Origin of the sequence: Methanocella sp. MCL-LM (assembly GCF_049676595.1) — an archaeon.
Lineage (GTDB): Archaea > Halobacteriota > Methanocellia > Methanocellales > Methanocellaceae > Methanocella_A.
The window spans coordinates 794839-821552 of record NZ_CP187259.1 but is presented as its reverse complement, the minus strand read 5'-3'; the positions used below and the strand labels follow the sequence as shown (position 1 = coordinate 821552).

The 26714-nt window shown below is 58.0% G+C and carries 26 protein-coding genes and 1 pseudogene; 6 read left to right on the top strand and 21 right to left on the bottom strand.

Features of this window, described 5'->3' with window-relative positions; all coding sequences use genetic code 11:
• Window positions 1–53 precede the first annotated feature (53 nt).
• From ACPLPM_RS04130 to ACPLPM_RS04095, 8 genes and pseudogenes are all read right to left on the bottom strand, one after another.
• Window positions 54–2210 carry a glycogen debranching N-terminal domain-containing protein gene (locus ACPLPM_RS04130; RefSeq protein ID WP_424358978.1) on the bottom strand — a complete coding sequence of 719 codons (2157 nt, stop codon included), beginning with the start codon at window positions 2208–2210 and terminating at the stop codon, window positions 54–56.
• Window positions 2211–2225: 15 nt separating this feature from the next.
• Window positions 2226–2762: a molybdopterin-dependent oxidoreductase gene (locus ACPLPM_RS04125; protein WP_424358977.1), complete on the bottom strand. Its 537-nt coding sequence runs from the start codon at window positions 2760–2762 to the stop codon at window positions 2226–2228.
• A 291-nt stretch (window positions 2763–3053) separates the two neighbouring features.
• A complete protein-coding gene (locus tag ACPLPM_RS04120; RefSeq protein ID WP_424358976.1) occupies window positions 3054–3869 on the bottom strand; it encodes a rhomboid family intramembrane serine protease in 816 nt (271 codons plus the stop codon).
• A gap of 117 nt (window positions 3870–3986) precedes the next feature.
• Entirely contained in the window at window positions 3987–4526 is a 540-nt protein-coding gene (locus ACPLPM_RS04115) for a ferredoxin domain-containing protein (RefSeq protein ID WP_424358975.1), read from the bottom strand.
• 4 nt (window positions 4527–4530) lie between these two features.
• A complete protein-coding gene (locus ACPLPM_RS04110; RefSeq protein WP_424358974.1) occupies window positions 4531–4755 on the bottom strand; it encodes a heavy-metal-associated domain-containing protein in 225 nt (74 codons plus the stop codon).
• A gap of 23 nt (window positions 4756–4778) precedes the next feature.
• Entirely contained in the window at window positions 4779–5045 is a 267-nt protein-coding gene (locus tag ACPLPM_RS04105; protein WP_424358973.1) for a hypothetical protein, read from the bottom strand.
• A gap of 172 nt (window positions 5046–5217) precedes the next feature.
• Window positions 5218–5301: pseudogene (locus ACPLPM_RS04100) on the bottom strand (hypothetical protein); the annotation flags it as partial.
• A gap of 131 nt (window positions 5302–5432) precedes the next feature.
• Window positions 5433–6269, bottom strand: a complete 837-nt coding sequence (locus tag ACPLPM_RS04095) for a lysostaphin resistance A-like protein (RefSeq protein WP_424358972.1) — start codon at window positions 6267–6269, stop codon at window positions 5433–5435.
• A 139-nt stretch (window positions 6270–6408) separates the two neighbouring features.
• On the opposite strand from ACPLPM_RS04095, the gene ACPLPM_RS04090 reads away from it, so the two are divergent.
• Window positions 6409–7992: an alpha/beta fold hydrolase gene (locus ACPLPM_RS04090; protein ID WP_424358971.1), complete on the top strand. Its 1584-nt coding sequence runs from the start codon at window positions 6409–6411 to the stop codon at window positions 7990–7992.
• A gap of 61 nt (window positions 7993–8053) precedes the next feature.
• Here ACPLPM_RS04090 and ACPLPM_RS04085 read toward each other — a convergent pair whose 3' ends face one another.
• On the bottom strand, window positions 8054–8431 hold the full coding sequence (locus ACPLPM_RS04085; protein ID WP_424358970.1) for a hypothetical protein: 378 nt from the start codon (window positions 8429–8431) through the stop codon (window positions 8054–8056).
• Between the two features lie 396 nt (window positions 8432–8827).
• Between ACPLPM_RS04085 and ACPLPM_RS04080 the strand changes: the two genes are divergently transcribed.
• Entirely contained in the window at window positions 8828–10381 is a 1554-nt protein-coding gene (locus ACPLPM_RS04080; protein WP_424358969.1) for an alpha/beta fold hydrolase, read from the top strand.
• A 127-nt stretch (window positions 10382–10508) separates the two neighbouring features.
• Here the strand turns inward: ACPLPM_RS04080 and ACPLPM_RS04075 are convergent, their stop codons facing one another.
• Entirely contained in the window at window positions 10509–11423 is a 915-nt protein-coding gene (locus ACPLPM_RS04075; RefSeq protein WP_424358968.1) for an Lrp/AsnC family transcriptional regulator, read from the bottom strand.
• Between the two features lie 342 nt (window positions 11424–11765).
• On the opposite strand from ACPLPM_RS04075, the gene ACPLPM_RS04070 reads away from it, so the two are divergent.
• Window positions 11766–13889: a hypothetical protein gene (locus ACPLPM_RS04070; protein WP_424358967.1), complete on the top strand. Its 2124-nt coding sequence runs from the start codon at window positions 11766–11768 to the stop codon at window positions 13887–13889.
• Between the two features lie 24 nt (window positions 13890–13913).
• Here the strand turns inward: ACPLPM_RS04070 and ACPLPM_RS04065 are convergent, their stop codons facing one another.
• The 3 genes from ACPLPM_RS04065 to hcp all read right to left on the bottom strand — a co-directional run bounded on the left by ACPLPM_RS04065 (window position 13914) and on the right by hcp (window position 16281).
• Complete coding sequence (locus tag ACPLPM_RS04065; protein WP_424358966.1) at window positions 13914–14432, bottom strand: flavodoxin family protein; 519 nt, start codon at window positions 14430–14432, stop codon at window positions 13914–13916.
• Window positions 14390–14548 carry a hypothetical protein gene (locus tag ACPLPM_RS04060; protein ID WP_424360030.1) on the bottom strand — a complete coding sequence of 53 codons (159 nt, stop codon included), beginning with the start codon at window positions 14546–14548 and terminating at the stop codon, window positions 14390–14392. The genes ACPLPM_RS04065 and ACPLPM_RS04060 overlap by 43 nt, the downstream gene beginning before the upstream one ends.
• A 101-nt stretch (window positions 14549–14649) precedes the next feature.
• Window positions 14650–16281, bottom strand: coding sequence for a hydroxylamine reductase (gene hcp / locus ACPLPM_RS04055; RefSeq protein ID WP_424360029.1), 1632 nt, complete (start codon window positions 16279–16281; stop codon window positions 14650–14652).
• A 203-nt stretch (window positions 16282–16484) separates the two neighbouring features.
• Between hcp and ACPLPM_RS04050 the strand changes: the two genes are divergently transcribed.
• On the top strand, window positions 16485–17222 hold the full coding sequence (locus ACPLPM_RS04050; protein WP_424358965.1) for a V4R domain-containing protein: 738 nt from the start codon (window positions 16485–16487) through the stop codon (window positions 17220–17222).
• Between the two features lie 8 nt (window positions 17223–17230).
• Here ACPLPM_RS04050 and ACPLPM_RS04045 read toward each other — a convergent pair whose 3' ends face one another.
• The gene (locus tag ACPLPM_RS04045; protein ID WP_424358964.1) at window positions 17231–17677 is read right to left on the bottom strand and encodes a flavodoxin domain-containing protein; all 447 of its coding nucleotides are present in this window, start codon (window positions 17675–17677) and stop codon (window positions 17231–17233) included.
• Window positions 17678–17938: 261 nt separating this feature from the next.
• Here ACPLPM_RS04045 and ACPLPM_RS04040 point away from each other — a divergent pair, with 261 nt between their 5' ends.
• Entirely contained in the window at window positions 17939–19237 is a 1299-nt protein-coding gene (locus ACPLPM_RS04040; RefSeq protein ID WP_424358963.1) for an ATP-binding protein, read from the top strand.
• Between the two features lie 43 nt (window positions 19238–19280).
• Here ACPLPM_RS04040 and ACPLPM_RS04035 read toward each other — a convergent pair whose 3' ends face one another.
• Together ACPLPM_RS04035 and ACPLPM_RS04030 are read right to left on the bottom strand one after the other, a co-directional pair.
• Window positions 19281–19847, bottom strand: coding sequence for a flavin reductase family protein (locus ACPLPM_RS04035; protein WP_424358962.1), 567 nt, complete (start codon window positions 19845–19847; stop codon window positions 19281–19283).
• A gap of 551 nt (window positions 19848–20398) precedes the next feature.
• Window positions 20399–21256, bottom strand: coding sequence for a PHP domain-containing protein (locus ACPLPM_RS04030; protein WP_424358960.1), 858 nt, complete (start codon window positions 21254–21256; stop codon window positions 20399–20401).
• Between the two features lie 109 nt (window positions 21257–21365).
• On the opposite strand from ACPLPM_RS04030, the gene ACPLPM_RS04025 reads away from it, so the two are divergent.
• Window positions 21366–22739: a deoxyribodipyrimidine photo-lyase gene (locus tag ACPLPM_RS04025; RefSeq protein WP_424358959.1), complete on the top strand. Its 1374-nt coding sequence runs from the start codon at window positions 21366–21368 to the stop codon at window positions 22737–22739.
• On the opposite strand, the gene ACPLPM_RS04020 is transcribed toward ACPLPM_RS04025, so the two are convergent.
• From ACPLPM_RS04020 to ACPLPM_RS04000, 5 genes are all read right to left on the bottom strand, one after another.
• A complete protein-coding gene (locus ACPLPM_RS04020) occupies window positions 22729–23700 on the bottom strand; it encodes an ornithine cyclodeaminase family protein (protein WP_424358958.1) in 972 nt (323 codons plus the stop codon). The genes ACPLPM_RS04025 and ACPLPM_RS04020 overlap by 11 nt on opposite strands.
• A 181-nt stretch (window positions 23701–23881) precedes the next feature.
• Window positions 23882–24316: an S-adenosylmethionine decarboxylase gene (speD, locus tag ACPLPM_RS04015; protein ID WP_424358957.1), complete on the bottom strand. Its 435-nt coding sequence runs from the start codon at window positions 24314–24316 to the stop codon at window positions 23882–23884.
• A gap of 260 nt (window positions 24317–24576) precedes the next feature.
• Entirely contained in the window at window positions 24577–24951 is a 375-nt protein-coding gene (locus ACPLPM_RS04010) for a desulfoferrodoxin (RefSeq protein ID WP_424358956.1), read from the bottom strand.
• Window positions 24952–24963: 12 nt separating this feature from the next.
• On the bottom strand, window positions 24964–25551 hold the full coding sequence (gene rbr, locus ACPLPM_RS04005; RefSeq protein ID WP_424358955.1) for a rubrerythrin: 588 nt from the start codon (window positions 25549–25551) through the stop codon (window positions 24964–24966).
• Between the two features lie 89 nt (window positions 25552–25640).
• On the bottom strand, window positions 25641–26564 hold the full coding sequence (locus tag ACPLPM_RS04000) for a S1C family serine protease (RefSeq protein ID WP_424358954.1): 924 nt from the start codon (window positions 26562–26564) through the stop codon (window positions 25641–25643).
• Between the last annotated feature and the right edge of the window lie 150 nt (window positions 26565–26714).

Sequence of the window (26714 nt, the reverse complement as noted above, 5' to 3'; positions counted from 1 at the left end):
CATAAGCCGCCCCGTGCTGAACTGCCTTCGTGCGGTGGTAGATGTATAATAATTTAATAAACCACTTCTACCTCAAGCTGCCCTCTCTTCTCCATAACATTGACAAGAGTACTCTCCCCCACCCTCCGGAACTCCAGCTTGCAGGCGGCGTTGCCGACATGGAGGCTGTTGATCCTCACCGATTCCAGCCACTTCGGCAGCTTAGGTTTGACCAGTTTGAGCCGCTGGTTCAGCGCATCCGGGATAAAGCCCAGCGAAGCAGTCAGCATGTATGGTATGCACCCTGAAGACCAGGCCTGAGGGCTGCAGGCGACCGGATACTTGATAGGAATATCCGATTCTCCCCGGTGGTAGCCCCCGAATAATTCGGGCAGCCGGTAGCTCGTGTAGAACCCCGCTGCCTCGTACATGCTGGTGAAGAGCTCCGTCAGTTCATCTTTCTTGTCGTACAGGCCAAGGCCCATTGCTATGATGGAGTTATCGTGGGGCCAGATGGTGCCGTTGTGGTAGCCCAGCGGATTATATCGCTTTTCATCCGAGGACAGCGTCCTTATCCCCCATCCGGTATACATGTCGGGCTCGAACAGCCGCTTCACCACGCAGTCTGCCCGGCGGCGGTCTACGATCTCTGCCCACAGCGCCTGGGCCGGGTTCGAAGAGATGACGTCGCACTGGCCCCGGGAATCGAGCGCCTGTGCATAGAATTGCCTGTCCTGCATCCAGAACTTGTCGTTGAATTTCCAGAGCAGGTTGGCCGCCTCTTTCTGGAGCCGCTTTGCGTCGTCGTGCCTGCCGAGCCTGTCGAACAGTTTCGCTATCCGCCGCTTTGCCGAGTACACATAGCCCTGCACTTCGGCCAGCGCGATCGGGTGCTGGGCCAGGGAGCCGTCAGAGTGGCTGACTGAGTCGCCCGAATCCTTCCACCCCTGGTTGTAAAGGCCGAAGGTGGAGCGCATCGAGTATCGCAGGAACCCGTCGGAATCCTGTTTAGTCTGGCTATCCAGCCAGGCCACTGCCCTGTCAACGTTATCGCCCAGCTGGTGAAACAGGCTCATGTCGCCGGTCCAGTCGACGTAGTCGGCCAGCAGGATTAAAAAGAGGGGCGTGGAGTCCACGCTGCCATAGTAGGGCGTCTGCGGAATCTCGCCGGTGTTAGCTTTCTCTCCGACCCGGAGCTCATGCAGAATTTTGCCAGGCTCTTCGTCCCGCCAGTCACACCGGGCATTACCCTGCAGGCTGGCGAGCAGCAGCAACGTGCTTCGGGAGACGTTCGGATTATACGGGAGCACCTGCATGGCGGAGAACATCGAGTCCCTCCCGAAGAGGGCGTCGTACCAGGGTACGCCTGCCGAATAGTACACGTTGCCGCCCCGGAGCATGTACAGCATACGCAGGTCTGACAGAGATCGCTGGAATACTTTGTTGAAGATCTGGTTACTGGTCTGGACGTTACTGCAGCACTCCATAGTTTCCACATAGGAAGCTTTGATCCCTTTCAGCCGCTTCTCCGTGGGAATGTCCACCACTTCCACGTCGCCCCCGGACGGGGTTTCTTCGACGCTGATCGTGATATGTAGTGCCTGTTTACTGTCTGCTTCGAGAGGGATGTTGAATACGCATGTCCCTGCCTCGACATAGTCCGGCTGCGGGTCTATGGATACCCTTGTGATCCGGGTATGCCCGTCCTTACCGGTGTAGGACAGCTTCAGCACGCCATTTTCGTAGGCAGGTGGCAGAAGGGTGCCCTCGGTGGTCTTCGTGATGCCTCTGATGGTGAAGATATCGTCGAAATCGGAGTCGAAGAGCAGCCGGATTTCCACCTCCACGGGAAAGTCATTGAAGCTCTCTATCGAGAGTATCTCGCTGATCAAGCCCGCTATGTAGCGGTCCCTGCGAAGGCTGATCGTATTCTTCTCTACGGTCCGGCCGGAACATTCCCTGATCGAAGGGTTAGTCAGCATGGTCACGGAGCCGTAACCCTTCTCGTCGCTGGACAGAATCTCGGTCGGCATCTGGCCGTTGATCAGCAGCGTATAGGCGCTCAGAAACCGGCAGTCGTTGTAGTACAGGCCGTAGCCGTAGTTCTCCTCCCAGGGGATATCGCCGTTGTGCTTCGTGACCAGGGTCAGGTTCTTCTCCCGGATGACCAGCGCCCCCAAAATATCCCTGGCCTGGGTGTGTGATCCGTGGACCTGGCTGATGTTCGGCATATGGAACCCTGCCTGCTATAGCCCGTACTGCATCTTCTTCTCTTCCGGCACCCCGGCCTCTGCCGGATAGCCCGATCGTATCTCCCAGTACCCCTTCTCCTCCTTATCGGTGAAGGTTATCCGGGTGACCCATTTGACCGACTTGTAGGCGAGCTTGAAAGGCACCACCAGCCGCACCGGCCCCCCATGCTCAGGAGGCAGGTCTGCTCCGTCCAGCCCGTAGGCGAGCAGGGTTCGCTCATCCATGGCATCCTCGAGGGGCAGGGAATCGGTGTATTCGCTATAAGAGTAGAACGTGAGGTACTTCGCCTCGGGCTTAGGCCTGCACCGCCGGATGATATCGGCCATCCGGACCCCCTTCCACCGGACCCACATGTCCCAGCCCTCCACGCAGATGATCGGGACAGTCTCCTCGGCCGGCTCCATCGCCTTAATATCTCCGATACACAACCTCGCCGGAGCCTCGACCAGGCCGCCCACCTGCACCTGCCAGTCCCGCGGGCTGGCCAGCGGAGGCCCTTCGATATCCAGCACAGGTAACCGATCAAGCATAGTAATACCTGATCAGGTTTCAGGGTACATTTTTAAAAAGGTGCCCGCAAGAAGTGTTGCTTATGCGTATCGGGAACGATGACGAACGCTGCGCTGTGCCAGGATCACAGATTATTACAGATGACACAGATTGCACAGATACGGCTTGATATTATCCAGTAGTTATCTGTGAAATCCGTGCAATCTGTCGTAATCTGTGATCCTGGCACAGCGCAGCGTTCGTATTGCTACCTCATGCCACATTGGCAACCAGAAACAAGCAGCACTTTGTGCATTATTCAAGTTAACAGTCTAAACGTGCCAGAAGGCCTGTACTGTGCCTTTGTTCTTCTTCAGCAGGAACCCGACGAGGACGCCGGCGAGCAATCCGACCAGGTGGGCGGCGTGGGCGACCATGTCGCCGCTGGGGAGCAGGATGAGGTCGTACAGCGCAAACAGAGCGACTGCGTACATCAGCTTCATCGGGATGAAGAAGAGCCAGATTCTCAGGTTGGGCATGAGGACAACCAGCGTCCCCATTATGCCCATGATGGCGCCGCTGGCCCCGAGGACGGGCGTTCCCGGGAAGATGAGCACCTGCGCAAGCCCGGCGAGGATGCCGGTGCCCAGGTAGAGGCCGAGGAACCTGCCGCTGCCGATCTGTCGCTCCAGCAACGGCCCGAAGAAGAACAGGGCGAGCATGTTGAAGAACAGGTGGAAGATCGAAAACTTGTCGTGGGCGAAGACCTGGGTGACGATGGTCCAGGGAGCGGAGAAGAGCGAGCTCAGGCTGAACGCCAGGTAGTTGTGCGTGAAAGAGAACGGGAGGATCATCTGGATGATGTAGACCAGCACGGTGAGCCCGATCAGGATATAGGCATAGTAGCCCTGCGCGGGCAGCCTGATCTTCGGCAGGCGAGACTTACCCTTCTTAGGCTGTCCTGCCGCCCGGCGCTGTTGCGGATGCTGTACAGGTGGCACCCAGCGGTTCGCCTTCATTGCCTGAAGCCCGGCACAGTTGTGGTACTCCGGCAGACGGTGGCTGGCGCAATAAACCCCTCCGCAGTACTTGCAGGAAAACGGTAACATCTCATGCTTCCCGCAAAAATCGCACGTGTTGTCAGCCATGCCAGTTCCTACAAATAAATTCGGGTAAACGTATAAAAAGATTGGCCACACATCGGCGTATTTCGGTAGCGATTCGCTACATCAGAGTATCGCGATAGTAAAAAAGTGATAGGAGAGTTATACCGGCTTGCGGTCGAAGAACGGGCTCTTGCCCGACACGCTCAGCGGAATCCCATAGGCCATGGTGATCTTGTCGTCGTCGAACAGGCCCAGGTTCAGGGCTGCCCGGCCGATGGTGAACATGATCCGGTTGTCGACGTGGTGCTGGGCGGCAACGGCCGCTGCCGAGAGGGTGGCGATGCCGAGGTCCCCGGCGCTGATGGCGCAGGCTGCGTTCACTGCCACGGTTTCCTTGCAGTCTTTAAATCCACAATACCCGCACATCGGCAGGTTGAACGGGACGAGTTTCTGGCCCAGCAGCACGACTGCCTGGGATGCGTCTACGTTGGCAGCGTCCCTGGCGAAGAACGGCGCTCCGCATTCTTCGCTGATCTTGCGCATTTCGGCGGACAGCTTCTGGAGATCGCTGCCCGTGACCACCAGCGTGGTCAGGTTGTCGATGCCCCTTCCTTTAGGGGCGGTTCTCGCGGCCGTACACATGAGAGCGGCGACCTGCTCGACTCCCCTCTGCTCCATCTCTTCACCCTTAGTTATCATGCTATCACTCTTTGACGCTCTTCACGGTATAGCCGGCATCTTTGACAGCCTTTACCAGATCGTCCACCTTCGCCACTTCAGGATCTATCAGGACTTTGGACTTGCCGGTCGTATAGACTGTCTCTGCATCCTTCACTCCCTTTACTTTCTTCAGGCTGTCTGTGACGGCGGCGGCGCAGTGGCCGCAGTGCATGCCGTCGATCGTCAGTGTGACTTTCTTGTCTGTCATTGTATCACCGTTACGTGTGGTAATTATTTATCCTGCTGCCTGTTAACCCTTTCTGGCATAATGACCGCCGCGACGGGAACTATGCGGCCGTGGTCGATGTGGCCGGGCATGGTGCCGTTTGTCTCGATCAGCTTTCGAATCTCCCGTACCCTGGCGTTGGACGCCTCTATGACGGAGAGCAGCTCCACGAGCATTGCACCTGCGTAGGCTTTCTGGGTGTACAGCCGGCGCATGTGGTTACCATAGCTGGCGTTGATCTGCTCCCGCAAGGCCGCGTCGTTTTGTTTCATCTGCTCTGCGGCATCGGGAGTGATCGCAGGCAGCGAGCGCTATCAGCGGGTTGGTGAAGGTGGAGAGCAGGGCCACGAGGCCCGGGTCGGATTTCAGTGGCTCGATGGCCGTGGAGATCAGCGTCAGGCTGAAGAAGACCAGCCCGAAGTAGAAGACAGGCTTGCCGAGAAACTTGTAGTTCCTGCCTGCGATGCTCAGCAGGAAGCCGATCAGGATGAATACCGGCGCGAATACCGTGAGCTTGAAGCCTACCAGCTGGGTCGTGATCGTGATGCCGACGTTGGACCCGATGATGACGCCGAGGCTCTGATAGAGAAAAAGAGAAATTGCCGGGCTGCCGAAATCCCCGCAGGACAGCCCCGGCAGGCCGGCTATACATGCACCCGTTACCGGCTCTTCCCGGACAGCAGAGTCTTCCAGTCAGCTTTCACCAGCAGGATCAGGCCAATGATCGTGATGACCACGTTAGTCCACAGGTCTGTGATCGGCGCGAACCCGGTGGTGCGCTCCATGGCTTCCCGCAACGAGTCGTAGATGGCGTGGTAGACGGTCGCGACGCCCAGGCTTTTGCTCTTAGCCCAGATATAGGAGAAAATGACCGCGTGCATGACGCTCGGGACTATGGTGATGAGTACGACCGCCAGCACGGTCACGGCTACGCCTGCGCCGGCTCCGGCACCAGTTCCTGCCACCATAAAGCCAATTCCCACTACAGTGGGGAGGTGCCAGGCCCACCAGATCACGGACTGGATCAACAAGGCTTTCCTGGGGGTGTGGAGCTGCGCCAGCCTCGGCAGCAGGTAGCCGCGCCACCCGAACTCCTCGCCGAAGGCGGGGATGAGCACGCCGATAAACTTGACCAGAAAGACGAGGACCACCTGGGACACCAGCAAGCCTGCGGGCCAGCTGTACGATCCCATGAGCAGGCCGGCCAGCGTAGGCACTACCCACAGCAGGACGCCGAGGCCGATGACCAGCACATAATGCACGGGCTTTCCCAGGCTCCACCCGGCATCTGCAAAGCTGTCCTTGAAGACGTACCGGCCGGCGATATAGGTACCCACCGTCACCATGATCATGGCGAGGGAACTCAAAGAGTAGCTCAGCAGCTCAGTCTGGCCCCATACGACAAAGGCGACCTGGATCGGCCAGGACAGGGCGAACACGATTAAGAGGTAGATCCATAGCGAAAATGGCCTACCAGGTTGTTTTTCAACAGGCATGTTTGATCATCGTCTCAATGATACTCAGGGTATAAACACCTTTGGCTTTGCAGGACAGAGATTATTTCACAGGCTGGTACCCGGTTAGAGAAGAATCATATGTATCCTGTGGACATCTTAAGGTAGTGGAGACTATCTCATGACAAAAAGAAAAACCGGTAACAATCCGATCGACACTTCTCACAGTTATAAGCCGCCACACTTCCTCAAGGCCGTCTGGAAGGACGGCAGAATCGGCTGGGGAGTCGCATTAGGAGCGGCGGTGTTGTTCGGCCTTATCGCGGCCGTGGCGATGCCCCGGGGGCCTACCACTGCGGCGCTGGCGTTGTTCGGCATGTTCGGCGGGCTGGCCGTCGGCCTGATCGCAGGCTTTGCGACCAGATCCAGGTGGGCGATGCTGCTGGCCCCGGTCGCTCACATGATAACAATGGAAATCACCTGGCTCGGCGTCCCTGGAGTGACAGTGGACGGAATCAGGCTGGACAACATGTACGGCGTCCTCGCGCTCGTCTTCGGCAGAGGCTTCTACGCCCTGATTGTTTTGCTGCCGATGATCCTCGGCGCCAGCCTCGGAGCTGAGTTTGCCAGGCGGCTGTCCGGCCGGACGGCCCGGGCGGAGAGCAAGCTTCAGACAATCGCCCGGTGGACCCCGACAGCGATCGTTGCCCTCATCCTCGTCGTGCTGGCTGTCATGATCATCCTGCCCGCAAGCACGCCCCAGATTCCGGGCACAGACGGGAAGCCGCTGCCCGGCAGTATCGCCGAGCTGGCTACCGTCAAGCTTAACGGCGACGACCAGGCAGTACTGATCCGCGGGCATAACACCGACAACCCGGTGCTCCTGTATCTCAGCGGCGGCCCGGGCCAGAGCGACATGGCTTATGCCAGGGTGCTCTATACTGATCTCGAGAAAGACTTCGTGGTTGTGTCCTGGGATCAGCGCGGTAACGGCAAGTCGTATTCGGCACTCGACCCTGCATCGGAGTTCACCTTCAACCGGTCCATCTCCGACACTATAGAGCTGACGAACTACCTGCGTGAACGGTTCGGGGAAGAGAAGATCTACTTGATGGGCGAGTCATACGGCTCCCTCCTGGGCGTGCAGGCAGTCAAGCAGCGGCCTGATCTATACTACGCGTACATAGGCAGCGGCCAGATGGTCAGCCCAAAGGAAACAGATCGCCGCTTGTGGCAGGACATGCAGGACTACGCAAACCGGACAGGTAACGAGCAGCTCGGTGCCACCATGCGTGCCTATGGCCAGCCGCCTTACCAGGATGTCTACGCGTACATGACGGTCATGAGCTACTACGACGCGCTCGCCGGACCCTACACGCCCCCCGCTGACTACATGCAGAAAGGACAGGCGTCCGGAGTCGGGCCCTACGGTGTCCTGGCCAGCGAGTACAGCTTCGTGGAGAGGGTGAACGTGATCAGAGGCCTGTTTGACGTGTTCTCCCTCATGTACCCGCAGCTTCAGGAGATCGACTACCGGCAGGACGTTCCCAGGCTTGAGGTGCCAGTGTACATACTGGATGCAGAGCACGAGCTCCCATCCCGCAGGAACCTCTCGGTAGAGTGGTACAACCAGCTGGAAGCGCCGCACAAAGAAATGATCACGTTCGAGAACGCCGGCCACTCGGTAGGGTTCGAGGAAGAGTATAACCTCTCCCTGATCATGAACGAGTCGATCGTGCCCCGGACATACCCGGGTAAAAAGTAAGTTGTAGAGGGCATTCCGGGAAACCATCAGGCTTAACCCGGCCGTCGTCGGGTTAACCTGCTCAGGAGTGTCCGGCCATGATGCCCTCGATCATTTTTTTAATCCCCAGGCACTCAGCCTGGATGGTTTGAGGTGGCACGTAGAGCTCTGCGGAAACGCAAGCGTCGTCATGGCAGTTCAGGGTATAGCCGCGGGCCTGTAGCGTTTCGATGATCCTCAGGTCCTTTTTCAGGAGCGATACATTGATCCTGGGGCGATCGTGGAGAAGTGTAACCGCAACCTCGACGAAAGACGACAGCGTGTTGTCGGCGGCAATCCTCGTCCCGTGCCCTATCCGGTAGTGCGGGGACTGGTAGATCGTCCGGTAAAATTCTGCATCATCGCCGTCCGGGGATTCAGCTTTTGGTAGACTTGCTGTTTTAGGGTCAGTCTGTCTCATAGGGTTCACTCACATTCGGAATATCTTCATCCAGATCAGGCCAGCAAGCTCAATCTTCAGCCGGGCCTCAAAGACTGGTGAGGAATCAATGAGATTTAGCCTCATGTTAGATGCTGGAAATAAAGAAAAATCAAACCAGCACCCCAAATGTACGCTTTTACAGAGGGCCGGTTAAAAAAGCGGACATCAGACGATCACCGGGCTTGACATATGCGGGTAAAAATGAGCCTCGGCAGGTCTTTTTTCCCCTGAGTTTAAACATGCGCTGTCTCATTCTTTAACCGGCCCTCTGAAAAAGCGAACATTTGGGGCTGGAAATTGATTTATCTTTATCCATGCCCTATAACATGGGCATATATCAGTTCAAATGATATTGGCTCCTCAGAGGCAAAACTAATGACTCCCACTAATTCGAAGACTAACTCGCCACACCAGCTCGCTGCGATCTGGCGCGACCGCCGGATTGGCATCGCCATTGCCGTATTTGTTGCAGTACTGTTTGGCATACTCGTCGCCCTGGCGATGCCCCGGGGCCCGGCCACTAACGCAGGGGCGCTGTTCGCCATGTTCGGCGGCCTTGTCGCCGGCCTGATCGCCGGCCTGGCCATGAGGTCCAGGTGGGCGATGCTCCTGGCCCCGGTCGCGTACTGGATTGTGGTCGAGATCGCCTGGCTCGGAGTCCCCGGCATGACTGTGGACGGGGTCAGAGTGGACAACATGTACGCGATCATGGCCTTGATTCTCGGCAGGGGCTTCCATGCGCTGCTCGTACTTGTACCGATGATCCTGGGCGCCAGCCTCGGAGCGTATGCCGCCAGGCGACTCTCCGGCCAGGAGAACGGCAAAGCCGGTGCGCTGGTGACCATCGCCCGGTGGGCACCGACGGCCCTGGTCTCGGTCCTGCTGATCGCGCTCGCAGTGGTGATCGTCCTCCCGGCAACGACGCCCGCCATTCTCGGCGCCGACGGCAAGCCGGTGCCCGGCTCCATCGCGGAGCTGACCACGGTGAAGCTCGGCGGCCACGACCAGGCCATATCGATCAGGGGCCAGGATACCAGTAAGCCTGTGCTTCTGTATCTGGCCGGCGGCCCGGGCCAGAGCGACCTGGCGATGCCCAGGGTGCTCTACGGTGACCTGGAGAAGGACTTCGTAGTCGTCTGCTGGGACCAGCGGGGTACCGGCAAGTCGTACTCTTCGCTCGACCCGGCTTCGACCCTGACGTTCGAGCAGGCAGTATCGGACACCATCGAGCTGACGAACTACCTGCGGGAGCGGTTCCGCGAGGACAAGATCTACCTGATGGGCGAGTCTTATGGGACGGTGCTCGGGGTGAAGGCGGTCCAGCAGCGGCCTGACCTGTACAACGCGTACATCGGCAGCGGCCAGATGGTCAGCATCAGGGAAACGGACCGCAGGCTCTATTATGATCTGCTGGACTACGCGAACCGGACCGGAGACGAACAGCTCTCCGCCACAATGAAGGCTTACGGTGAGCCACCGTACAAGGACCCCTACGCAGGGGCGATCGTCGCCACCTACTACGATAAGCTTGGCACGCCGTATACTCCGCCCGCGAAGTATACCGAGCTGAAGCAGGCGTCGGGGATCGGACCGCTGAACAACCTGGCAGGGGAGTACACCCTGGTCGAGAAAGTGGGCACGGTGCGCGGCCTGATGGACGTATACAGCATCATGTACCCCCAGCTGCAGGAGATCGACCTGAGGAAGGATGCAAACCGGCTCTACGTGCCCGTCTACATCCTAGATGCAGAGTACGAGCTCCCCCAGCGCCGGGACCTGGCCACCGAGTGGTACAACCAGCTGGATGCGCCGCAGAAGCGGATCATCACCATCCACAACGCCGGCCACGGCGCAGCCATGGAAGGCTTCGAGGAATTCACCAGAGTCATGAACGAGACTGTGCTGCCCGAGACGTACCCGGGCCGCTGATTTGCGGGGAAGGGAGGCACGGCAGAGGTTGTGCCTCTCCATGCCGCCTTTTCCGGAGCCTCCTGGAGGATGAGAAATCGATCCCTGACGACTGGCGGGCCTCGGCCTGACTGGAAGGCCGGGCGCGTCACTTTTTCTGCGACGCCGACGCCTTCTCCCTGATAAGCGCCTCTCGCCAGGTATCGAAGTACAGCAGCCGGTACACGGTGAGGGGCGTGATTTTTTCACAGACGCCCTGTTGCTGGAGCCTGTCCCGGAACAGGTTGGTCTCTTTCATGGTTCGGGCGATCAGGTTGAAGTTGACCTCGCCGGGAGACGTATCGTATTTCCAGATTGCGATCATAGAGTCGGGGAACTCCGCCTTCATGGTTTTGAGGAGCGCCTCGGGGTCGGCGCCGGTTTTCATCTTCAGCAGGTAGGAGGTGTAGACGTAGCCGCTGGAGTCGAGGTTCACGTTGATGCTGTAGTGGATGAGCCCCTCGCTTTCCATCCGGTCTAGCCTGCGGCGCACTGTCTTCGCCGTGATCTCGAGCTCTTCCGCCACTTCGGCGATCTGTTTCCGGCTGTTGTCCTGGATAGCGGCCAGTATCCGGTAGTCAGTCGAGGTCAGCGCTTCGCTGGCCAGCTCCCGCGGCTCGTGCTGGTGGATCAGGCTGACTTTCGGGCTGGCGATCTTCCCCTCGGCGATCACGAAGCTTATGTACCGGTTCATATCGGGAATGCCCTTTAGCAGCCCGACTACCAGCAGATGGTTACTGCTGGCTATTCCAACCCTCTGTGTACAGGGGTGGCTGCCGATCCGGGCGGCAGCCTCTCCGGGATCCGCTGCCTCGGTGGTGCCGCCGATGCCGATCATGACCCACGGCAGAGCCTTAGTGGAGGGATAGGCGACGAACTTCGCGATGATCCCCTCGTCGACCAGCGCCTGCACCCTCTTGTGAATCGAGTTCACTGACAGCTCCAGGCTGTCGGCAAGCTCCCTGTAGGGTACTCTCGAGTTGGCGGCCAGTGCTTTGAGGAGCCTGACATCTACCTCATCCAAAGAGATCACGCACCCCTATTGCTGCACCGTTCATCGCGATACCTTCCTGACCCATGGTAACACCTACATATCTTACTCAGATAATATATACGTTGTCGGTTTCAATTCACGAGTCGGAATACACCGGACTAATGTTTACTGTGCAGGAAAAGATGTCCGCTTTTTCAACCCCGCGGCGGAAAAACTGAACATTTTAGGCCGCCTTGTGGCTTATCTGTATCCGCCGCCTCTCACATGGGCATAAATCTTTACAGGGCCAGGTTAGATCGAGGCGTGAAGGCTGTGGTGCCGAAAAACCGCCGTTCGTGTGATATGTCATTAGAGGATTGAGAAGATATGCCAGTGGCTGAAGTAAAATCTGAGGAGAAGAAGGTGTCCCGGTTTTCCAGGTGGAATAATGTCCTGAAAATGCTGGCCTTCTTTGCCAGAAATAAAAAATCGTTCGACGCCTTGATGAAGCTGGAGAAGATGACCGTGCTCCTGGTCAGGGTAAACATGGAGCTCGGAAAGCTGAGCTATAAAGACCCTGTCTACGCCCGGCGGGTGGAAGAGTTCAACTTCGCCATGATCCAGCTGACCATGGCGAAGTACTACGCTAAGAGGGCGGACTCGACCGGCTCCGGGGAAGACTGGAACAGGTCTTTCCAGGCCTTCGAGACGAGCCGTGAAACCGGCTTAAAGCTCCTGGAGGTGCTGCAGTCCGGCTCTTCTGAAGCGATCAAGTACGAGAAGCCAGCCCTCTCATCGGCGGGAACGGAGATTCTCTTCGCGGACGAAATCCCGCTGGTCCCGGAGATCAACCCAGTGGTCATCCTGCGGGGCTCCGACTACGACATGGGCTACCAGTACGCCACCCAGGTCATCCAGATCTTCGGCCGGTGGATCTTCGAGAGAAAGGCCGGCCGGAAGTTCACTGAAGAAGAACTGGGGCACATCGGGGAATGGGAAAAACAGATCAGGCAGTACGCCCCGGAGATCCTGGAGATGTGCAGGGGCTGGGCAGCGGGAGCGACCGCCGCGGGCGTGCCGATGAGCTACGACGACGTGCTGGAGATCTGGACCGGCCACAAGCCCCCCGAAACGAACTACATGGGCCAGGGCAAAGACCTGATGGAGCTCCCGCCTCTCGCCTGCTCGGGCTCGGCCGCATGGGGCAGGGCTACTAAAGATAGCAGGTTGGTCACCGGGTCCTCCGGCGACTACGACCCGACGTATTCGGTCACCATCGTCGCGTACCCGGACACCGGCAACAGCTACGTCTTCTCGCCTTTCTCCGCGGTCGGAGACGTGCCGCTCCTCGGGGCGGTCTACATGTTCGGGCACCCGGGCATGAACAGCAAAGGCCTGGCTTACGTCCACCACGGTGGAGTACCCCGGATGATCGAGCCCAAAGAGCACTGGGGCTACGGGCTGCGGAGGAGCGTTTCTATACTCCATACGCTGAGGTTCGCGAACAACGCCCGGGAAGCGAGGGATATGGAGCTGACTTACCCGGTGGGCGACATCGGCATCGACAGCGGCACCGCCGGGGGCTTCTACGCAGACAGCACCTACGGCTACGTGCTGGAGAGCAGGCAGGACCCGGTCCTGATCAGGGAAGCCGGGGTAATGGGGGAGACGGATTTCCTCTACGCCAACAACAGCGCCATCCACCCGGAGGCAATAAAAGCCGGCTGGATGCAGTACAACAGGAACGACTGGGAGTGGGACGAGCACGGAGGCTGGCGCACGAAGAGGTTCGTGCCGATGAACAAGTGGGGAAGCGTCGAACAGAAGCTGCCCGGCATCATGAGCCTGGTCTACAACGGCAGCTGCAACCGGAACAGGTACTTCTACGACACGATGAGCAAAGGCCTCGGCCGCATGGACTTCGAGTACATGAAAATGATGTACCGGAACGGCGGCACCATACCGGAGGGAAAGTGGGAAGAGATCGCAGCGAGGTACCTGAAGACCGGCGAGTGGGGCCAGGTCTCCACGGGCAACGCGATGAACGGCCTGCTCTGCGTGATGCAGCCCGAGAACGGCCCGACCGGCAGGTACGCAGTCTGCCTTGGCTCCGCGAAGAGAGGGCTGGCGCCTACCAGCTCCCGGCTGGGAAGCTTCAACCCGATCTACGGCGAGACCAACGCCTTCTGGGAGATCACCCTGGCAGCCGGACCGGCAGAGACGGCCAGATCGGGCAGGGATAAGGCGGTGGAATACCTCGGCCGGGCGGACACGGAGTTCGCAAAGCTGGGACAAGAGGACGCTGCATATGCTCCTCTGAAGGCATTGCTAGACATGGCCAGGGAGGAGCTGCAGAAGGGCGAGCAGAGCATGGGCACTGCCGGAAAAGCACTGGGCAACGAGAGCCTCTTCGAGTACTCAAGGGCGCTCCGGGCTTACACGAGGTCTCAGGTCAGATCACTACAGGTATACCAGGCGCTGGTGCCGCCTCCTGCGAAGCCGGAAGACCTCAGGTAAAAGGAATATGCTGTGCCTCGGCCGTCATCTGCCTTCTTCCTTCATCTTCCGCCTCAGGCCGAGGGCGAACTCTTCCGCCTGCCGGAGGTCTTCCGCGTTGGGCCTACCCCGGTTCATCCCCCCTATGTACTTGAGGAAGCTGTTGGTGTTGAACCCTTTGCAGGCAAACTCGTCGACGATCACATACCCCTTCGCCTGCAATTTTTCCCTGAGCGTCGCGTGGTCTTTGGCCACCTTGTCCGCGCCCAGGATGGCGCTCGTGGAAAAGATGAAAGCTTTCTTGCCTGCTGCCGGGGGGAGATGATCGGTGAAGCCTATCAGCTCTTTATAGTGCTTTCCACTGTCTATCCCTGAGCCGAAGCCGATAAGGTCGTAGTCCTGAAGTTCTTCCAGATCCGTACGCTGCGGCATCTTTACCTGCGCTCCGAGAACGCTCGCGAAGACGTTCGCCACTTTCTCGGTGTTCATGTGGTGATACGAGTACACGATCAGCAGCGCTTTTATCGGCGGCTGACTCGTGGGGTTACTGCCTTTCTGTTCCATGTTACCACCTTACAATTTTCGTGCCCGGTTGTTATGACGACGTTACCCTTCTTATGCCCTTGCTCGACATAGCGGTGGGCCTGGACGAACTGCTCCGGCGGATTGCGCCTGTCGATGACCGGCCTCGATCAGATCTCTGAGGAAAGCGATGTCTCCGTTCTGGAGGAAAAAAGAAGCCGAGGAAGGCCGTATTCTGTGGACACCCCGGCAGATATTCTTAGCCTAAGATTGCCTTGAGATCCTGCTCCGGCGTGCTTATCGGCATGATGTTGAAGTTCTTGACCAGCACATCGAGCACCGCCGGGGTGATGAACGCCGGCAGGCTGGGGCCGAGCCTGATGTCCTTGATGCCCAGGTACAGCAGCGATAGCAGGATGGCTGCGGCCTTCTGCTCGTACCACGAGATGATCATGGACAGCGGCAGGTCGTTGACCCCGACCTTGAACGCGTCGGCGAGCGCCATGGCGATCTTGACGGCCGAGTAGGCGTCGTTGCACTGGCCGACGTCCAGCAGCCTGGGGATGCCGCCGATCGCGCCCAGGTCCTTGTCGAAGAACCTGAACTTGCCGCAGGCGAGAGTCAGGACTACGCAGTCCTGGGGGACTTTCTCCACGAACTCCGTGTAGTAGTTGCGGCCCGGCTTGGCGCCGTCGCAGCCTGCCACCAGGAAGAAGTGCCTGAGCTGTTTATTTTTAACGGCGTCGATGACCGCAGGTGCCACGCTGAGCACGGTGTTCCGGCCGAAGCCCACGAGGACTTCCTTGCCGGGCTTGTCCTCGGTGAAGCCGGGCATCTCCAGCGCCTTCTTGATGACCTGATCGTAGTTGTCGTTCTTGATGTGGACAGCGCCAGGCCAGGCTACCGAGCCCATCGTGTAGATGCTGCCAAGGTAGGAGTCTCTTGGCTTCTGGATGCAGTTCGTAGTCATGACGATCGGGCCGGGGAAGGCCGCGAACTCGGTGATCTGGTTCTGCCAGGCGGTACCGTAGTGGCCGTAGAAGTGGGAGTACTTTTTCAGCTCAGGGTAAGCGTGTGCCGGCAGCATCTCGCCATGCGTATAGATGTTGATGCCCTTGCCCTCGGTCTGTTTCAGGAGCATCTCCAGGTCCTTGAGGTCGTGGCCGGAGATCAGGATTGCCTTGCCTTTCTTCGCTCCGAGAGGCACTTTGGTGATGGTCGGGTGGCCGTAGGTGCCGGTGTTGCCGGCGTCCAGCAGCTCCATCGCCCGGATGTTGATCTCGCCGCACTTTAACGCGAGGCCGACCCAGTCGTTCAGGCCGAGCTTCCGGTTCCGCATGGCTGTGAGGCCGTCGTAGATGTACTCGAAGACTTTCTTGTCTTCCTGGCCCAGGATCATGGCGTGGTCTGCGTAGGCGGCGACACCCTTGATACCGAACAGGGTGATGTGCTGCAGCGACCGGATGTTCTCGTCTGCGGCGAACACGTCGGACTTCAGCCCGACATTCCTGCCCTGCTCGATCAAGCCGTTCAGGTCAGCTGCCGGCTTGAAGGTGGCCGGCGCGTCGGTGAACTCGGCCTTGCTGCCGGCTGCCTTGAGCCGGTACTTCAGCTGTTCCCTCAGCACTACTGCGCGGTTGACGTACTCCGCGAGGTTGGCATCGTCGAAGTTGACGTTGGTCAGCGTGGTGAAGAGCGCCTTCACGGTGAACGCATCGTACTCGTGGCCGACTACGCCATACAGGCGGCCTTCGACCGCGACTTCGGATAGCCCGATGAGAGAGTAGACCAGCAAGTCCTGAAGCGCCGCCGTTTCCGGCTTCTTACCGCACACGCCGGAGATGGTACAGCCTTCGCCCTTTGCCGTCTGCTCGCACTGATAGCAAAACATGTTTGTTGCCGACATTCTTTCAGTTCCTCCATTTACCGTTTGAGTTCGTAATGATACGAATACAATTCTTAGTTCGTATGTATACGTACCAAATATAAATACCTACTGGTGCGTCGACAGTAAAGAGATAATGCCGGTTCGATTTTTACGAACTGTTCGAAAAATATGAACCTATTTATACCAGGAGGTATTGTGTATTGATCGTGCAACGGGAAAAAGTAGAAATCTACTCTACAAAAAAGGGCATGATCGCCATTGAGAGCCCTATCAAAAACAAGATCCTCCAGAAGCTCCAGGAGAAGGAGCTGACCTTCGAGGAACTTATCGAAGTTTGCGACAAAGCTAAGTCGACCATGTCGGTCCACCTGAACGACCTGTTAGACATGGGCATGATCTACAAGAGAGTAGACGCGAACGACAGGCGGAAAAAATATTTCGGCATAAATACTGATCTGCTGGCCAGTTCCCGCACCCCGGTCAGCATGCACTACAATACGATTCTGCAGACTGTGCCAGCTGCCGTGGGCGATCAGTACGCCTTTTTAAAGGCGCTGTTCCACCTGGTGCGCAGCGGCATGGAGTCTTATGGCGTCGACACCAGCCCGGTCATGAAAAAGATCGGCAGAGATGTAGGCAGGATGCTGGCCCCCCGGTTCAAATCGAAGACTGCACCTGAACTGCTCGCCGAGGTATCAAAGTTCTGGGAAGACCAGGGGCTGGGTAAAGTGAGCATCGTGGCAGGCGACGTGCCGACGATTGTAGTCGACGACTGCTTCGACTGCAGCTCCATCCCGAACATCGGCATGACCCAGTGCTCCATGGACGAGGGCATCCTCGAGGCCATCATCGAAGAGAAGCTCAAGGTGCAGTGCTCGATCGAGGAGATCGAGTGCTATGGTACCGGGCACCACCACTGCAAGTTCATCATCAAGATCTTCTGAAGAGCCGGCTACCGGGTTTTAGCCTTTTGAGCCTCGCGACCTACGGCCTCGCCCAGGTACTTCAAGGCTCGCTCGTCCTCTGAAGATATCATGTGCCTGGCATTTACTCCCGGGGTGACCAGCCTGATGCCCTCGTACCGCATCTCAGTTTCCAGGCGGTGCAGGTTGCCGCTGTTCCACTTGTGAGTGCCGAAGGCAGCTCCCGGTTTAGAGCCCAGCCTGGCATCCTTCAGCTTGCCAGCCACGAACTCTCTCATCCGCCCGGAGATGTTATCGTTGATGCACGGCGAGCCCATAACAATGCTCCCGGCTGCCTGCATTTCGGCCACCGACACATCCGTCACAGTTGTCATCTCCCCCTCGGCGCCGGTGCTCTTCACCCCCTCAAGGACAAATTCGGCCGCCTTTTTTGTAGTACCTGAAATCGTATCGTAGATAATCAGAACATCTGCCATATGATGCCTCTGCTCCTGATATTTCGGCTATCTTAGCCTCACTAATAGTTATATAATATAATATATATTAATATACCGGACGGTCGCCGGACATAAAAGAGTCAGGCAAACGTGGGTTTTCGTTTTGTATAGTTAACCATAGTCATGCTGATCATCATATCTTCCTCCTGGCGAATGGATAAAATACGTAAAAGTCCGGTAAAAACTGCGAAAATCGTATATTAACGTTAATTGGGAGCGAAATAGAAGCCTTATGATAAGATGGCCAGAAAATTCGCGTTCTGCGATAAGGTTCCCAGTGTAAAAATAGACGTGCCAGGCCCTAAAGTCGATGCGCTGCACTCCGGTCCTGCCCGGCAAGCGAGAAACAGGGCATACTTGAGAAAGCTGGAATCACGGCTGGAGTACCAGGAACACTTTAACAGATCGGTACTAAACTCTCTTGCAGCGAACGTAGCTGTGATCGACGAAAACGGCACCATTACGGATACCAACCATGCGTGGCTGGCCTTTGCTGCGGCGAACGGAAATCCCCCCGAAGAGAAGATCGGCAGCGGTGCCAACTACTTTGACGTCTGCCGCCGGGCCGAAGGGCCTCAGGCCTGGATAGCTATGGCCGCTCTCGAAGGTATATCAGGGGTCCTGAGAGGCGAAAGGGAATTTTTCGAGATGGAGTACCCCTGCCATTCCCCCGACGTCAAAAGATGGTTCATAGTACGCGCCACACCGCTGGCAGGATACAAGGGCGAAAGAGTCGTGGTTACTCACTTTGACATCACGGACCGGGTACTGGCCAGAGAAGCGATGGAAAAAGCACAGGAAGAGCTGGAAGAGAGGATCAGGCAGCGTACCGCAGAGCTGGAGGAAGCCAGGGCAAAAGCTGAGCTTTACGTGGATGTCATGGCCCACGACATAGGGAACATGGGCCAGATAGCGCTGGGGTACCTCGAGATGGCCGGCAACATCCTGCGAGCAGCCCCGAACCCCGACAAGAACGCCCTGTCTATGCTATCCCAGTCTACCGGCACCCTCGACGAGATCGCGAGGCTGATCGGCAACATCCGAAAAACCCGGACGGGAATGCCCGGAGCCCGCCAGGTCGTGGACATAGACATAGGAGACCTGCTCGAACGGGTGCGTACCCAGTACCGGAGCATCCCCGGGCGGGAAGTGAACATCCACATCGAAAATACGTGCGACTGCCACGTAATGGCCAACGACCTGCTCTACGAGGTCTTTTCCAACCTCGTGGGCAACTCGATCAAGCACTCCGAAGGCCGGGTCAATATCACCATCCGGATAGAATGGTATTCGGAGAACGAAAAACGGCTGTGCCAGGTATCGATCGAGGATGACGGGCCGGGGATTCCCGACCATATGAAAGAAGAGGTGTTGCACTGCCGGGGCACCAGGCACCAGGGCAGCCGGGCCAGAGGCCTGGGCATATGCCTGAGCAGGATGCTCATCGGAGAATTTCACGGCCAGCTCCGGCTGGAAGACCGGATTCAAGGAGACTATTCAAAAGGGGTCCGCGCAGTAGTGGTGTTACCTGCGGTGTAGTACCGGCAGGCAACTCTTCCGGCCGGTACTACGAGTCTCACGATTATTTTTTCTGGTAAGAGCGCCCTGCCGAGAAGCCCTTGCCGATCTTTTCCCCGACTTTCCAGTAGCCCGAGTCCCCGAACGAGTAGATGATCGGGTCCACTTTCGAGATGTCCGGGTGGCCGCCGGTCATGCAGTCCGGGCTGATGTGGATCTCCTCGATCTGGCCTATGACAAGGACGTGGCTGCCGCAGTCCACCTTCTGGAACACTTTGCACTCGACGTTCACCGGACACTCCTTCGCCAGCGGCGCGTTCTTGAGCTTGCCGTAGAAGGTCTCGAACACCGCAGACTTATCCTCCCGGGCCCCCGAAACCATGCCGCAGTGGTCAGTTTCGACCAGCTGCTTCGCCGACGGGATGTTCACGCTGAAGGTGCCGTTCTCCTCGATGCCCTTGTATGTGTGCCTCACGTGGTTGATGGCGACGCACAGCATAGGGGGCGCCATGTTGGCCACACCGACCCACGCCACGGCCATGTAGTTCGCCTTACCGTTTACATTAGAGCCCACCAGCACCGTGGGCATCGGGAACATCAAAGGTTGAGCGCCAATGGTTAGCTTATCCATTTCAAAAGCTCCTGCTACAATCTTATGCGTAAATTACACCTGCGATTAGATAAATGATTCTCCGAAGCCGGGCGAACGAATAACATGGCAGGAAGAACCGCTACAGCAGAGCGATTCCTAAAACCACGGCGGCACAGCGACACGGCGACAGCGCAGGAAACGATAACAACTTAAATTTTCTAACCACGGCGGCACGGCGACACGGCGACAAGGGTGAACCGTGAAACAAGGTTTCATTTTTAAGATCCACGGCGACACGGAGACAACGTATTGATCAAAATGGTTACTGGTCGATGGCTTAAGCATAGCTTACAGAGCGGGTAATAGAGAGGTTTAATGCTCCGGGAAAAATCCGGGTTTCCCGTACCAGTTACTGTGGGATGATGGTCTCCGTGCAGGGTTAGCCCGCCGTGCCGCTGTGGATCTTAAAAAGGAGCTATTGTAATTCAGGTACGCCCTTGTCTCCGTGCCGCCGTGCCGCCGTGGTTCAAATATCTGATTTCCCATTGTCAGGATAATGAGCCGTGCCGCCGTGGTGAAAGTATGGGGACTTAGAGCTCGAAGAGCCACTGTACGTCGATGCCATATTCTGTGGGGTCCATGCCCATGGTGCGGCTCTCGTCGTGGTGGTCGGAGGCCATGGTGAGCTTCAGGTTGTGCTTGCGGGCCTGCTCGATGGTCCACAGGTTCATCTCCCGCTCCTGGTTTATGAGCTGGTCGGCGGTCAGCCCGGACAGCGCGCCTGACCGGACCTTGTAGCGGTACTTGCAGACCTCTACGGCTTCTCCGCCGGCAGCTAAAAATCGCTTGAGGACAAGGCCGGCGTCGTTGCTGAAGTCGAACGGGTGCGCCAGCACTGGCACGCCCCCCCATTTCTTGATGTACCCTACCGCCTCGTCCACGGTCAGCTCCAGCTCCACGGGCGTCCACAGGTCCTTGTTCAGGATGACGTCCATCATCTCCTTTTCAGACACCTTCAAGCCCATCGACCGGGCGTTTTCCAGCGCGTTCATGAAAACGCTGGGATAGATGCTGGTCACCGGCTTCCAGCCCGGGTGCTTGCGGGCGAGAAAATCGTTCACGTTATCCAGGTAGCCCATATTCGAGGCGTCCTGGGCCCTGACCACTTTATCCAGGACAGAAATGGCTTCGGGGCAGATGTCGATGCCCAGGCCTACGATGTGCATGCAGGTAAAGCCCGGCTCGTCCATGGTGGTCATCTCCACTCCCGGGATCACCTTTACCCCCCTCGCTTCGCCCAGCCCGATCACGCCAGGGTATGCCCGAACCCGGTCATGATCAGTGACGCTGATTAGCCTGATTCCCGCTTCAGCGGCGAGGCTGACCACAGTTTCAGGGGTTTCCAGGCCATCGCTCAGGTTCGTGTGGAGGTGGGTATCGATCATCATAAGTGTTCAACAACTAGCACCGGGACTTTCGGCTGATGCGGCAAAAAAATTGCGGTCCCGCACCATTGTCCGGGCGGAGAGATATCCGGACGGGCGTGGACCCTCATGCATGGACAGAGCACTCGAAAGCCGGATCACAAAGCTGAACGACCGGGGGCCGGCTGACGGAAAGTGCGTGGTCTACTGGATGCAGTCCAGCCTCAGAGCCGGGGAGAACCCTGCGCTGGCGGCAGCGACCTCCGAGGCAAACAGGAGGCGTCTGCCTCTGCTGGTCCTGTTCTCGATCGATCCGGCGATACCGTCGGCCAACCGCCGCAGTTTCGCTTTCATGGCGGAGGCGCTCCGGGATACGGTAGCGAAGCTGGAGGCTGCCGGCGCCCAGGTCTGCATCCGCACCGGCGACGCCGTCGAGAACCTCGTCAGGGTAGGTAAAGAGGTTAAGCCCGCGGTGATCGTCACCGACGAGTCCCACCTGAACGAGGGCAGGTCGAGGCGGGAAGCGGCGGCAGGGCGGGCTGGCTGCGCCATGTTCCAGGTCGACGGTAACGTGATAGTGCCCGTCCGGCTCATCCCCGGCGAGCAGTACGCCGCCTATACTCTTCGGCCCAGGCTGGCGAAGCTGCTGGAAGAGCATATCCGGCCCGTGCCGCAGGAACGCCCCGGGCGCAGGGCGAAAAGGCTGGCCTGGAGCGGCCTGGACCCTGGAGAGATTATGCAGACAGTCGATCGCCTTAGCCTGCCTGAGGTGCCCTCTTCACCCCTCTTCCGCGGAGGCGAGACTGAAGCCGATAAAACGCTGGAGCGGTTTGTGGAGGAGAGGCTGGACGGCTACGCAGAGAACAGGAACAGGCCCGAGCTGTATTTCACCTCGGACCTGAGCCCCTACCTCAGGTTTGGCTGCATCTCCCCTGCCCGGGTGATCAGGCGGGTGCTGGAGCGGCGGGGAGAGTTGCCCGAAGAGGTAGACGCGTTCGTTGAGGAAGCCTTCGTGCGCCGGGAGCTGGCTGAGAACTTCACGTTCTACGACAGACGGTACCGCAGCCTGGCATCGCTGCCTGACTGGGCTGTCCGGACGCTGGACGACCACAGGAAGGACAGGAGACAGCACTTGTTCACTCTGGAAGAGCTGGAGGAGGGTCGGACGGGAGACGAACTGTGGGACGCTGCCCAGAGAGAAATGCTAGTCAAAGGCAAGATGGCAGGCTACATGCGCATGTACTGGGGCAAGCGGGTGCTGGAGTGGACGAGGACACCGGAAGAGGCGCTGAGGATACTGCTGTACCTGAACGATAAGTACGAGATCGACGGCAGGAGCCCCAACGGCTACGCCGGCGTGCTGTGGTGCTTCGGCAAGCACGACCGGGCCTTCGCGGAGCGCCCCGTGTACGGGAAGATCCGGTACATGAGCCCGGCCGCCCAGCGGAAAAAGTTCGACATAAGGGAGTACATCCGCCGGGGTTCTCCCGCGGACATCAAAAGGTAAACTCTACCCCCCGCCCTGCCTCAATCGCCCGCTCGTAGGCGAGGTGTGCCACGGCCAGGTCCTGGATGCTGAGGCCGGTGGAGTCGAAGACCGTGATCTCGTCTCTGAGGCGGCCTTGCTTCTTGCCGGCGACGACCTCACCGAGAGTGCCAGCCAGCTTTTGCTCGTTCATCAGGCCCTGGCTCCAGGGTATGTTGACCTCTCCCGAGTGCGACGCCTGCTCCACCGAGTCGACGAAGACCCGGGCTTTGAGGGTGAGTTCCGTATATAGCTCCTGTTTGCCCGGGGCATCGGCACCGATTGCGTTGATGTGTGTGCCCGGCAAAACCCAGTCGGGCTGGAGTATAGGGGATCTGGCCGGGGTCACCGTAGCCACGAGGCCGGCATCCGCAGCATCCTTTCCCGTCTTGCAGGCTATTGAGTCATAGCCCATGTACTTCTCTATCCGGGCCGCCAGCGCCTCCGAGTGCTCGATGTGCCGGCTGTATATCTTCACCTGTTGAATCCGGTCCTTGAACAGGCTGTGGTAGGCGAGCATCTGGGCCCACGCCTGGCGTCCGCTGCCGATCAGCCCCACGGTCGAAACATCCGTGGCAAGGTACTTTGCTGCGATGCCGCCGGCTGCTCCCGTGCGCATGTCAGTGATGTAAGTGCCATCCATGACTGACAGGACTTTGCCGGTCTTAGGGTCGTTGATCAGGATTGTGGCCATAACAGTGGGGAGTCCGTGCTCACGGTTGCCGGGGTGGACGTTCACCCACTTGAGGCCGGCCGTGTTCGCAGAGGGCAGGTACGCGGGCATGGCCCTGAAGTCGCCGTAGCCGGAGATATCGAGGTACATCTTTGGGGGCATGACAACTCGGCCTTCGGCGTATTCCCCAAACACTCGCTCTACCGCAGGTATTACGTCGCCCATCGAGACTACGGCCTCAATGTCCGATCCTGATAAAAGCCTCACCATCAGCCGATCGCTCCGTAAATTAACGAAAGGAGGTTAGAGCGGTGGCTATAAAACACTTGGGTCGAAAAAAGTCGCCGCTCCGGCTATTTGCTGCCGGATCGATCGATCTGTCAGCCCTCGGGAATAGCCGGAAGTGCATCCGGCTATCCAGGGGTCAAGTTAGAGTAAAAAAAATTCAGGCTTAAGCCTGGATCTTTTTCATTGCGGGCTTGATTTCTGCGGGGCGCACGCTCTCGTCGTACATCCTGGGCGTTACAGTCATGTTGCAGCCCTTTGCCTCGAAGAACTCGACGGTGTACTGCTTGACGGTTTCCGGCTCGAAATCGGAGCAGGAGAAGACATCGATGTACGCGGAGTTGTCGGAGTCGGAGAAGTGGCCGCTGATGCAGCTGGTCTCGATAAACTGGAACATCGAGTAGCCTGCCAGGGGAGTTCCCTTCTCGCCGAAGCATTCGACGTGGCATGGCCCGTAGCGCTTCATGTTGATCCTCTCACAAAGCTCTACTACGTAGTCATTGAGTGCCTTACCATCTTTGATCTTGTCATTGCAGCCGAATAAGTCGAGGCTGACGAGCAGCCCCCATGCCTGACCCGTGGGAGAATATCTACAGTTCATTGAATTCCCCTTTTATTATGGTTGAATATTTAAACCTTTTGGGCGGACTTCGTCCGGGAGAGAATAAAAGATCACTATAATGGAGCATGCCGAAATTACAGGAAGTGGACTGCGGCATGAGCTTCACAAAACAGGCTGAAACAAAGAGTATGAAGTCAAGTCAAAGCCTGTGAGAACACAATTAACAGTAATGCTTATAGAAAAAGAGTAAAAGCCCGGAGACTCGCGTCTCCCGGCCACTCTGGCACAAAAGCGCCCTCTCAGGCCTTCCACAGCCCGTGAAGGTTGCAGTACTCTCTGGCAGTGACCTGCTCTGCCGGGAAACAGAACTCAGCCTCGGGCTTGTCCCCCGGCTTCAAAAACTTTTTATAGGACTTGCCGTCGGCGATGACTTCGATCATCTCTATGTAGTGTTTCTCCTCCATCGGATGAGCGATAGTGCCCACGGAGACCTTGAAGCCGGAAGCCGTCTTCTCGATCACGGGCACGTGCTTCTCTTTGCTGGCATCGACCGTGTTCTCCTTCTGCAGCACCATAGGCTGGCCGCAGCAGACCAGAGCCCCGCCGCCCGCGTGGACGACCTCGACGATGTTGCCGCAGACTGCACACTTGTAAACCTGGTTAAGCTCTGTCATAGTGTCACCTCTTCAGTATGTCTCGCTCTGCCTTTCGTAGTACGACCGCTCGTGATCGCAGGACGGGCACTTCTCCGGAGGGGCCATGCCGTGGTGCAGGAAACCGCACTTTCTGCATACCCAGTAGACGGGCTCTTTCTTCTGGAACAGCGTCCCGGCCTCGATCTCTTTGATCAGCTTGCCGTAGCGATCTTCGTGGTGCTTCTCCGCGACGGCGATTGACCTGATGCGCCGGGCTATGTCAGGGTAGCCCTCCATTTCGGCCACCCTGGCGAACTCGGGGTAGAGTTTCGTATTCTCGAGCTTTTCCCCCGCGGCAGCCGCCTTAAGATTGTCCAGCGTCCGGTTGCTCCAGACTGCCGGTACGTCGGTCTCGACCGCCAGATTGTCGAGCTTTTCCCCGGTCTGCCCCGCTACCTGCCTGAGCATCTTGAAAAACCACTCCGCGTGCTCATTCTCGTTGTCCGCGGTCAGAGTGAAAATCGCCGCTATCTGCTCGTAGCCCTCTTTGCGGGCGGTGCTCGCGTAAAACGTGTACCGGTTCCGGGCCTGGCTCTCGCCTACGAAGGCTTTTGTCAGGTTCTCGATAGTCTTCTTCATAGTAAGTGCCTCTGTTAGTATCGCTTAATTGTTGGCGGGAATCGTAGAAATACTTGCCAGTGTGGGCCCCGGAGCAACAGCGCTCCCGCTCACATCGAAGGCGTTTCGGCCAGCCTCACGCTGACGGGGCCTTCGAGGTTGCCCCGCCGGATGAGCAGGGTGATGACGTCCCCGATCTTCTTCTTCCTCACGTAGGAAGCCAGCTCTGACATATCAGTGACCTTCTTGCCGTCGACGCTGAGGATGATGTCGTTGGCCGTAATGCGCTGCTGTCCGGCAGGGCTGTTAGAGAAGGCACGGGTAACCAGGATGCCCTCGGTAGAGCTCAAGTTATAGTAGTCTGCCAGCTCTTTGGTGATGCCCAGGCCCAGAATGCCCAGCCACGGGCGGATGACTTTACCGTGCTCGATCAGCTCCTTAGCGATGCGCATCGCGGTATTGATAGGGATGGAGAAGCCGATGCCCTGGGCGAACGGGATGTTCGCGGAGTTCATGCCGATGACCTCCCCGGCCTTATTAAACAAGGGCCCGCCACTGTTGCCCGGATTGATGTGGGCGTCCGTCTGGATGAGGTTCTCGAATACGCCCCTGTCTGCCTGGATGGTGCGGTTGAGCGCGCTTATGACGCCTACCGTTACGGTAGGACCCCGGAGCATGAAGCCGAACGGATTGCCGATGGCGATGGAGATCTGGCCGACCCTGATCTTGTCCGAGTCGCCCAGCTTCGCCGCCTTGAGCTTCTTCTTCCCCAGGTCCACCTTGACCACGGCCACGTCCGACATCGGATCGGTGCCGATCAGCTTACCCTCGAACCGGGTGCCGTCAAAAGTGCTTACCACCATGCTCTGCGTATTCTCGACGATGTGATTATTGGTCAGAATGTATCCCTTAGGATCGATCACGATGCCCGAGCCCATGCCCTGCTGGGGGGTGACGTTCATGTAGGCGTCCTGCATCAGCATCACAGTATTGATGTTCACCACGCAGGGGCTGGATTTCTCGACGATCTGCACAAGCAGCTCCTCATCAACCGGTATAATAGTAAAGCCTCCGTAGAGTAATCGTATGGAAGGCTGGATATAAAAAGGCTTACAAAATTTTCCAGCGGGCTTTAAGGCTCTCCGGCCAAAAAGCAATCACCTACAGTAGAGAGTAAAAACCTT